We start from the raw sequence: 7,182 nt of genomic DNA, 5'->3' as shown, positions 1-7,182 counted from the left end.
GAAAGACAAAAAATAAAATAACAGACAAAAATAGATTTGATATAATCGACTATTTAATAAATAAATTAGGAATAATCAATTTTAAAAATAAATTTATTGAAAATATTGAAAAAGCTAATGGAAATAGGCAAAATGATAGAAATAAATTGCCTGTATTGTCGATAAAAAAAATTAAACTAAGTGATGGACGTTTAGATTATTTTCATAAAGATATTAAATATAATGTTAGAAATGTTGAAATAGATATAAAAAAATTCACTACAGCAAATAAAAATAATTTTAGTGGGGATTTAAAAGCAGATCTAACAGGGGATGGGAAACTTAAATTTACTTTTTTCTCTTCTTTAGAAAAAAACTGGAACTTTTCTCCTACTAGTTTAAATATGGATGGGGATATAGAAGTAGTAAAGTTGAATTTGTTAGATTTCAAAAAAATTATTTTAAAAAATTTACCGAATGAAATTGACAATGGAAAACTTAATTATAGCTCTAAATTTAATTTAAATAAGGGAAAAATAGTAGGAAGTAACCTTATCTTAATAGAGAAAATAAAGATAGGGAAAGCAACGGAAAAAAACTCTTTAGTCCCACTAAAATTAGGTGTTAATATATTAAAAGATAGAAATGATAACTTGAAGTTAGAAATTCCTATATCTGGTAACTTTAATAATCCGAAATTTAATATATATCAAGTTATCTTAGAAGCTTTGAAAAATATTTTAATAAAAGCTGTAGCTTCTCCAGCAGATTTTGTATGGAGTTCTTTCGATATAGGAGATGAAAAAGATCTATTTGTTGAATATGAATATTTAAATTCAAATTTTGAAAACAAAGATAATGAAACTTTGGAGAAAGTGGCTGAGATATTAGAAAACAAAGAGCCAATAAATATAATATTTACTTTATTCACTGATAAAGAAATCGAAAAAAACTTATTGAATACAAAATTAAAGAAAGAAATGCTTTTAAAAAAGAATATAAAAAATGAAATTTTAGAAGAAAAAATAAATAAATTAATAGAGGAAAGAAAGGAAAAAATTGAAACTTATTTTAGAAATAAAAAACTAGAATCGAGAATAAAAGTTCAAATATCAGATGTTTCACGAGACAAACCTATCACAAGTATTGAGTTTGTAATAAAGAACTTAAAAGAAAATTAAATAAAAAGACTCGTGGTAAAAAAATATAAGTTAAATATCGCATGAATTTTGTATAAGAAAATTTTCTTTAAAGATTGCGGTATAAATAGTATAGGGCTAAAATATTTGGAGGGGAAGAGAATGAAAGTATCCAAAGATTTATTTAAAAAATTAGAAGAACTATATTCTCAATATGAAAAAGAAATTCCAAATGCAAAAGAAAGGAAATGTTTAAAAAGAAATATGAAAAAAAGTTATTTATTGCGAAATAATAATTTTATGAAATGGCTTAAACATGATTTTGAGTCAAGGGAAAAAAATAAAGAAAATTAATATTAAACTGGAGGAAAATAATGAGTATTCAGAGTGTAAAAGAATACTTTAAAGACAACAACCTGCCTTTGAAGATTATAGAAACCGATGAAGATACTTCTACTGTGGAAAAAGCGGCAATAGCTCTAGGTGTAGAACCAGATATGATTGCTAAGACTTTGGCATTTAAATTGAAAGAAAAAGAAATTTTAATTTTAACTAAAGGTCGTGCTAAAACCGACAATAGAAAGTTTAAAGATTATTTTAAACAAAAACCTAAATTTGTTAAATTTGAAAATGTAGAGGAAGTTACAGGGCATCCTATAGGAGGTGTCTGTCCCTTTGGTCTACCTAAACCTTTAGATATATATTTGGATATATCTCTAAAGGAATTCACCACAGTATATCCAGCAGGAGGGTCTCCTAATTCTGCCGTAAAGATAGATGTTGACTATTTGGCTGAGGTGACTAAGGGAATTTGGATTGATATTACTAAGAGTGAATTAGTTTAATTTTTAAAAATAAAATATATTATTAAAATAAGGGTTTTTATAAGCCCTTATTTTTTTGTTTTAAATTTTTTTATCATTATATTTATTTATATTAGTTAATTATTTTATAGAGAATAAAAAAGTGTGATTTCTATGTTTTTAGAGGACTTTAAAAAAAAGTTGGTATTATATATCATACTATTTCTTACCTAAATTTATTTTTTTACTTAAGTATTATTAGTGTAAGAAAAATAATTTACTCTGGAGGTTAAAAATATGTTTCAAAAACAAACTGTTATGAGAAAAGTCTTGTTTTCTCTCACTCCTCTTATATTTTTCTCGGTATTTTTATATGGTTTTAGAAGTATAGGAATTTTTGCTGTAACTTTTATTTTAGGTATATTTACAGAATGGTTGTTTGTGAGGAAAGCAAAGAAAAAAGTAAGTGAAGCTGTACTTGTTAGTTGTTCCCTATATGCTCTTTCTATGCCGCCATTAGTACCATTATGGATAGTGGGAATTGGGATTGTATTTGGAATTTCTTTTGGGAAGATGGTATATGGTGGTTTTGGAAGGAATATTTTTAATCCCGCTATTGTAGGTAGATTATTTATTTATATTTCTTTTCCAAATACAGTCAATCAATGGTTGAATCCAAGATCTCTTGATGGTTTTGCAGGAGCAACTCCTCTTGTGATGTTAAAGAATGGCGAACTACCTTCCCTTTTAAATTTATTTACTGGTCTTAAGAGTGGGTCTATTGGGGAAGGGTCTATAGTGCTTATTTTAATTGCTTTTATTTATTTACTCTATACCAAAACGGCAAGTTATAAATCATCTATTTCTACTATAATTGGATTTTTAATTATGCAATCTGTCCTATATTTTATGGACTTAGGAGGAGCTAATCCTATATATAGTTTATTTTCAGGAAGTATTTTATTTATTGCTGTGTTTATGGTTACCGATCCTGTATCTTCTCCTAAAAAAAATAATTCATTAATTTTATACGGTCTTCTTATTGGAGTTTGTACCTCACTTATTAGAACTTATTCTCTCTTTAGTGAAGGGACTAGTTATGCTATTTTATTAGGAAATATGTTTGCTCCGTTATTTGATGAAACTGTTGGGAAACTAAAGTTAAAATTAAAAGGGGGAAAATAGATGGAAAAAAATTCAATGACCTATACTGCTATTTTTTCATTTGTTATTACTTTTATACTAGTATTTCTTTTGACTTTGACTCATGTTGGTACTAAAAATAGAGTTTCTGAATATAACAAAAATTATGAGATTACTTCTATTTTAAAAGCCGTTGGTGTAAAACCTAGAGACCATGAAGTTCAAGAACAATTTAGAACGATCTTTAATTTAGACCTTCCAACTAATGAAACTATGTTGGCAAAAATAGATGGAAAAGATATATTAGTCAGTAAATTTTCTGGGAAAGCTCTTTGGGGTACAGTAAATGGAATTATTGCCATAGAAAAAAATTTAAAAACTATAAAAGGTATAGACATCATTTCTCACAATGAAACTCCTGGTCTGGGTGGACGTATTGAAGATGAATGGTTTTTAAATCAATTTAAAAATGAAACTATTAACAAAAATATGATTAGGATAGTACAAGGTAGTGGAGAGGGAAATTATAGTTCTAAAGATGGAATCATAGATGGAATCGCCGGTGCTACTAGAACTAGCCACTCAATGGAAGTTATGATAAATAAAAAGATAAAAAGTCTGAAGGAGGAGGTAGGAAATGAATAGTTATAAGGGAGTACTAAAAGAAAATCTATGGGATAATAACCCTGTTTTTGTTCAAATCCTTGGGATTTGCTCTACATTAGCAGTTACTAATAATTTAACAAATACATTTATAATGACTCTTTCTGTAGTGTTTGTTGCTGGATTGACTAATTTTACTGTAGCTAGTATAAAGCATCTCATTCCTGGTAAAGTTCGTATGATCATACAAACTCTTATAATTTCTTTTTTTGTTATTATAGTAGATCTATTACTCCGAGCTTTTTTGCCGACAGTTAGTAAATCTTTGGGACCATATGTAGGGTTAATTATTACTAATTGTATTATCATGGGAAGAGCAGAAGCTTTTGCTCAATCCAATAAGCCACTTATTTCTCTTTGGGATGGGATTACAACGGGAATAGGATATATGTGGATTCTAATGGCTATCGCTTTTATTAGGGAATTACTTGGTTTCGGGTCACTATTTGGAATGCAAGTCATGCCAGAAGGTTTTCAAACTTGGACAATAATGATTATGGCTCCAAGTGCGTTTTTTATCTTAGGTGGAGCTATTTGGATAATTAATAACATCAAACTTTCAAAAGAAAGTTCAAAATAGGAGGTTTTATATGGCACCAGATATTAATCCATTAGTTTTGTTATTTGCTTCAATATTTACGAGTAATATTTTATTAGCTAATTTTTTAGGAATGTGTAGCTTTATATCTATATCTAAAGATATGGATTCTGCTAACGGTCTAGGGATGTCTGTTACGGCAGTTTTAACTATTACAACTGCTATAAACTGGGTTGTATATAAATTTATATTAATACCTTTTGATCTTTTATATCTTAGATTTATTGTTTTTATTATAATTATCGCGGCCACTGTACAAGTTTTAGAGATGGTTATCGATCGTTTTTCTCCAGCTCTCTATATGGCTTTAGGTATTTTTTTACCATTAATAACTGTTAACTGTGCTATTTTAGGAGTTGCATTATTTATGGAGATTAGAGGTTATTCATTTATACAAAGTATTATTTTTGCTCTTGGTTCTGGTCTAGGTTGGTGGCTTGCTATTGTTTCTTTGGCAGCTATACAAAAAAAAGTTTTAAAAGCTCCTGTTCCAGAAGGTTTAAAGGGAGCAGGGATAACACTTATAACAATTGGGTTTATGGCTATGGCGTTTATAGGATTTTCTGGTATGCTAATAGTTCAATAAAAAGGAGGAGTGTTCATGGAATTTTTAATTGCACCAATTATCGTTGCACTTCTTGCTAGTGTTTTGGCTCTTGTTATTTCTATTTTAGATAAACATGTAAATAATTATGGAGATGTAGAAATTAATATAAATCGTGATAAAAAAGTACTAAATGTAAAAGGAGGAGATAAACTCCTAACAACTTTATCTTCAAAAGGAGTTTTTCTTCCCTCTGCTTGTGGAGGAAAGGGAGGGTGTGGAGCTTGTAAATGTAAAATTTCTACAGATGTAGGACCTATCCTTCCCACTGAAAAACCATATTTATCCGCAGAAGAGATAGATCAAAATGTAAGGTTAGCATGCCAAATAAAAGTAAAAAAAAATCTAGATATATTTATTCCAGAAGAATTATTTGATGCTAAAGAGTTTTCTGGTGTGGTAGAAGAGATCAATGATCTAACTTATGACATAAAAGAAGTTATCGTATCTATTGGAGATGAATCTATAGATTTTGTTTCTGGAAGATATATTCAATTAGTAGTCCCTCCGTATGGTATAATAAAAGAAAGCACTCAAAGAGCTTATTCTATCTCTTCTAAACCCTCAGAAAAAAATAAGATCGCCATGTTAATTCGGTTAATTCCAGATGGGATAGCTACTACATGGGTTCATAATTATATGAAAGTAGGAGAGAAATTAAAATTAATAGGACCTTTTGGTAAATTTGAAAAATCAGATTCTAATTCTACAATGGTTTGTATTGCCGGAGGATCTGGTATGGCACCATTTAAATCAATGTTCCATGATATGTTAGAAAAAGGAGAAATTGATAGGGAAGTATGGTATTTCTTTGGGGCTAGAACTACGAAAGATCTATTTTTACTTAAAGAATTTCAAGAGATGGAAAAAGAATGGCCTAACTTTCATTTTATTCCTGCATTATCAAGTCCTTTACCTGATGAGGAATGGGATGGAGAAAAAGGTTTAATTACTGATATTTTAGATAAATATTTAAAAACTGAAATTGATCCTTCTAAACATAGGGAAGGGTTTCTTTGTGGAAGTCCAGGGATGATAGGGGCTTGCAATAATATCCTTAATCACAACGGTATACAAGACATATTTTACGATAATTTTGCATAAAGAAAACTATTATATATATATTGAAACCAATTTATTTTATTTGTAAGATTAGGAGGAGAAAAGATGAACGAGATAAAAAGTTCTAATTACTATGTTGATAAAAACCCCCAAGATAACGGTGATCATGAGGTACATAGGGAGGACTGTAAAAAATTACCTAATCCAGCAAGTAGAGAATATCTTGGAAATTTTGATTGTTGTGAAGATGCAGTGGAAAAAGCTAAAGAAATATTCTCTCAGTCTATTGAATGTTTTTATTGCTCAAAGGAATGATATATTATTTGAATTCATAAAAAAGTTTTTAAATATTTATAATAAATAAACAGACACTAAAATAGTGTCTGTTTATTTTAAATTTTTCTACTATCATATGCCCAATGGAGAAGTGCTTGTCTCTGTTTTATTCTACACCCAAGATCCATAGGAATACAATTTTTTACAACTGCTCCTACATGTCTTTTCATAGCTTTCCATCTTTTGATTTGTCTTCGGTCTTCTTCTGGCATCCTTCTACCATAATAATATCTGCAATACCACTGAAACCATCCTCTAGGGTCTATAGGATTTATCCATCCTTTATCTTCCCATTTTTTTAAAGGCATAGAAGCGTCTACTTTAAAAAAATTAAGTTGAGGATTTTTTTTGTTAGGAGAAAGTTTAGCATCTTTATACCAAGATGAAGGAAATTCATCTTTGCAATCAGTCATGTATTTCCCACCAAAAACTCCTAATTGCAACATCTCCTTGGGAGTAAGTTCTGGCTTGAATTCAGGATCAAAGTTTTTTCCTATAGGTTCAGTTAGATAATAATATCCATTTTGCATCTTGTCATTAATTTGAACTTTTTTTTTCATAGACCTTCCTCCTAGCTGTTTTTAAAATCCTATATAAATTAAATTCAAATAATTTTATAAATTTCCTTTTTTTCGATATATTCTTTTATCATATTTAATTTTTTTGACACAGATTTTCTGAAGCTTTAAATTCAAACCCTCATAGGGAGAAATATACTTTATTCATTTTTTGCTCTATAAAAAAAGGCGTTTATTTGCCTGTGAAGGGGTGTTGAAAGGCGTGCCCTTGTGATTTTACTTTGGATTCCTTAGGATTAAAATAATGAACCCTCTCTAGATCAATAAAATCAAGGGT

Annotated in this window: 10 protein-coding genes; 9 read left to right on the top strand and 1 reads right to left on the bottom strand. The window is 29.0% G+C overall.

Annotated features, from left to right (window positions below):
• The 9 genes from WBG30_RS05490 to WBG30_RS05450 form a co-directional block, all read left to right on the top strand.
• Positions 1–1,160 (top strand): DUF748 domain-containing protein (locus WBG30_RS05490; RefSeq protein ID WP_424503642.1); only part of this gene is annotated, 1,160 nt, incomplete at its 5' end.
• A 120-nt stretch (positions 1,161–1,280) separates the two neighbouring features.
• Positions 1,281–1,472 (top strand): hypothetical protein, encoded by a 192-nt coding sequence (locus tag WBG30_RS05485; protein ID WP_424503641.1) that lies wholly within the window; start codon positions 1,281–1,283, stop codon positions 1,470–1,472.
• Between the two features lie 20 nt (positions 1,473–1,492).
• Positions 1,493–1,963: a YbaK/EbsC family protein gene (locus tag WBG30_RS05480; RefSeq protein WP_424503640.1), complete on the top strand. Its 471-nt coding sequence runs from the start codon at positions 1,493–1,495 to the stop codon at positions 1,961–1,963.
• 255 nt (positions 1,964–2,218) lie between these two features.
• Complete coding sequence (locus tag WBG30_RS05475; protein WP_424503639.1) at positions 2,219–3,106, top strand: RnfABCDGE type electron transport complex subunit D; 888 nt, start codon at positions 2,219–2,221, stop codon at positions 3,104–3,106.
• Positions 3,107–3,709 (top strand): FMN-binding protein, encoded by a 603-nt coding sequence (locus WBG30_RS05470; protein WP_424503638.1) that lies wholly within the window; start codon positions 3,107–3,109, stop codon positions 3,707–3,709.
• The gene (locus WBG30_RS05465; RefSeq protein WP_424503637.1) at positions 3,702–4,307 is read left to right on the top strand and encodes an NADH:ubiquinone reductase (Na(+)-transporting) subunit D; all 606 of its coding nucleotides are present in this window, start codon (positions 3,702–3,704) and stop codon (positions 4,305–4,307) included. Before WBG30_RS05470 ends, WBG30_RS05465 begins: the two co-directional genes overlap by 8 nt.
• Before the next feature lie 10 nt (positions 4,308–4,317).
• On the top strand, positions 4,318–4,911 hold the full coding sequence (locus tag WBG30_RS05460) for an NADH:ubiquinone reductase (Na(+)-transporting) subunit E (RefSeq protein WP_424503636.1): 594 nt from the start codon (positions 4,318–4,320) through the stop codon (positions 4,909–4,911).
• 15 nt (positions 4,912–4,926) lie between these two features.
• Positions 4,927–6,033 carry an NADH:ubiquinone reductase (Na(+)-transporting) subunit F gene (locus WBG30_RS05455; RefSeq protein ID WP_424503635.1) on the top strand — a complete coding sequence of 369 codons (1,107 nt, stop codon included), beginning with the start codon at positions 4,927–4,929 and terminating at the stop codon, positions 6,031–6,033.
• Between the two features lie 63 nt (positions 6,034–6,096).
• A complete protein-coding gene (locus WBG30_RS05450) occupies positions 6,097–6,306 on the top strand; it encodes a hypothetical protein (RefSeq protein WP_424503634.1) in 210 nt (69 codons plus the stop codon).
• Between the two features lie 77 nt (positions 6,307–6,383).
• Here WBG30_RS05450 and WBG30_RS05445 read toward each other — a convergent pair whose 3' ends face one another.
• Positions 6,384–6,887 (bottom strand): hypothetical protein, encoded by a 504-nt coding sequence (locus tag WBG30_RS05445; RefSeq protein ID WP_424503633.1) that lies wholly within the window; start codon positions 6,885–6,887, stop codon positions 6,384–6,386.
• Between the last annotated feature and the right edge of the window lie 295 nt (positions 6,888–7,182).

It is taken from the genome of Psychrilyobacter sp., assembly GCF_049671765.1.
Classification (GTDB): Bacteria; Fusobacteriota; Fusobacteriia; order Fusobacteriales; family Fusobacteriaceae; genus Psychrilyobacter.
This window is presented reverse-complemented; position numbering and strand designations above follow the sequence as displayed.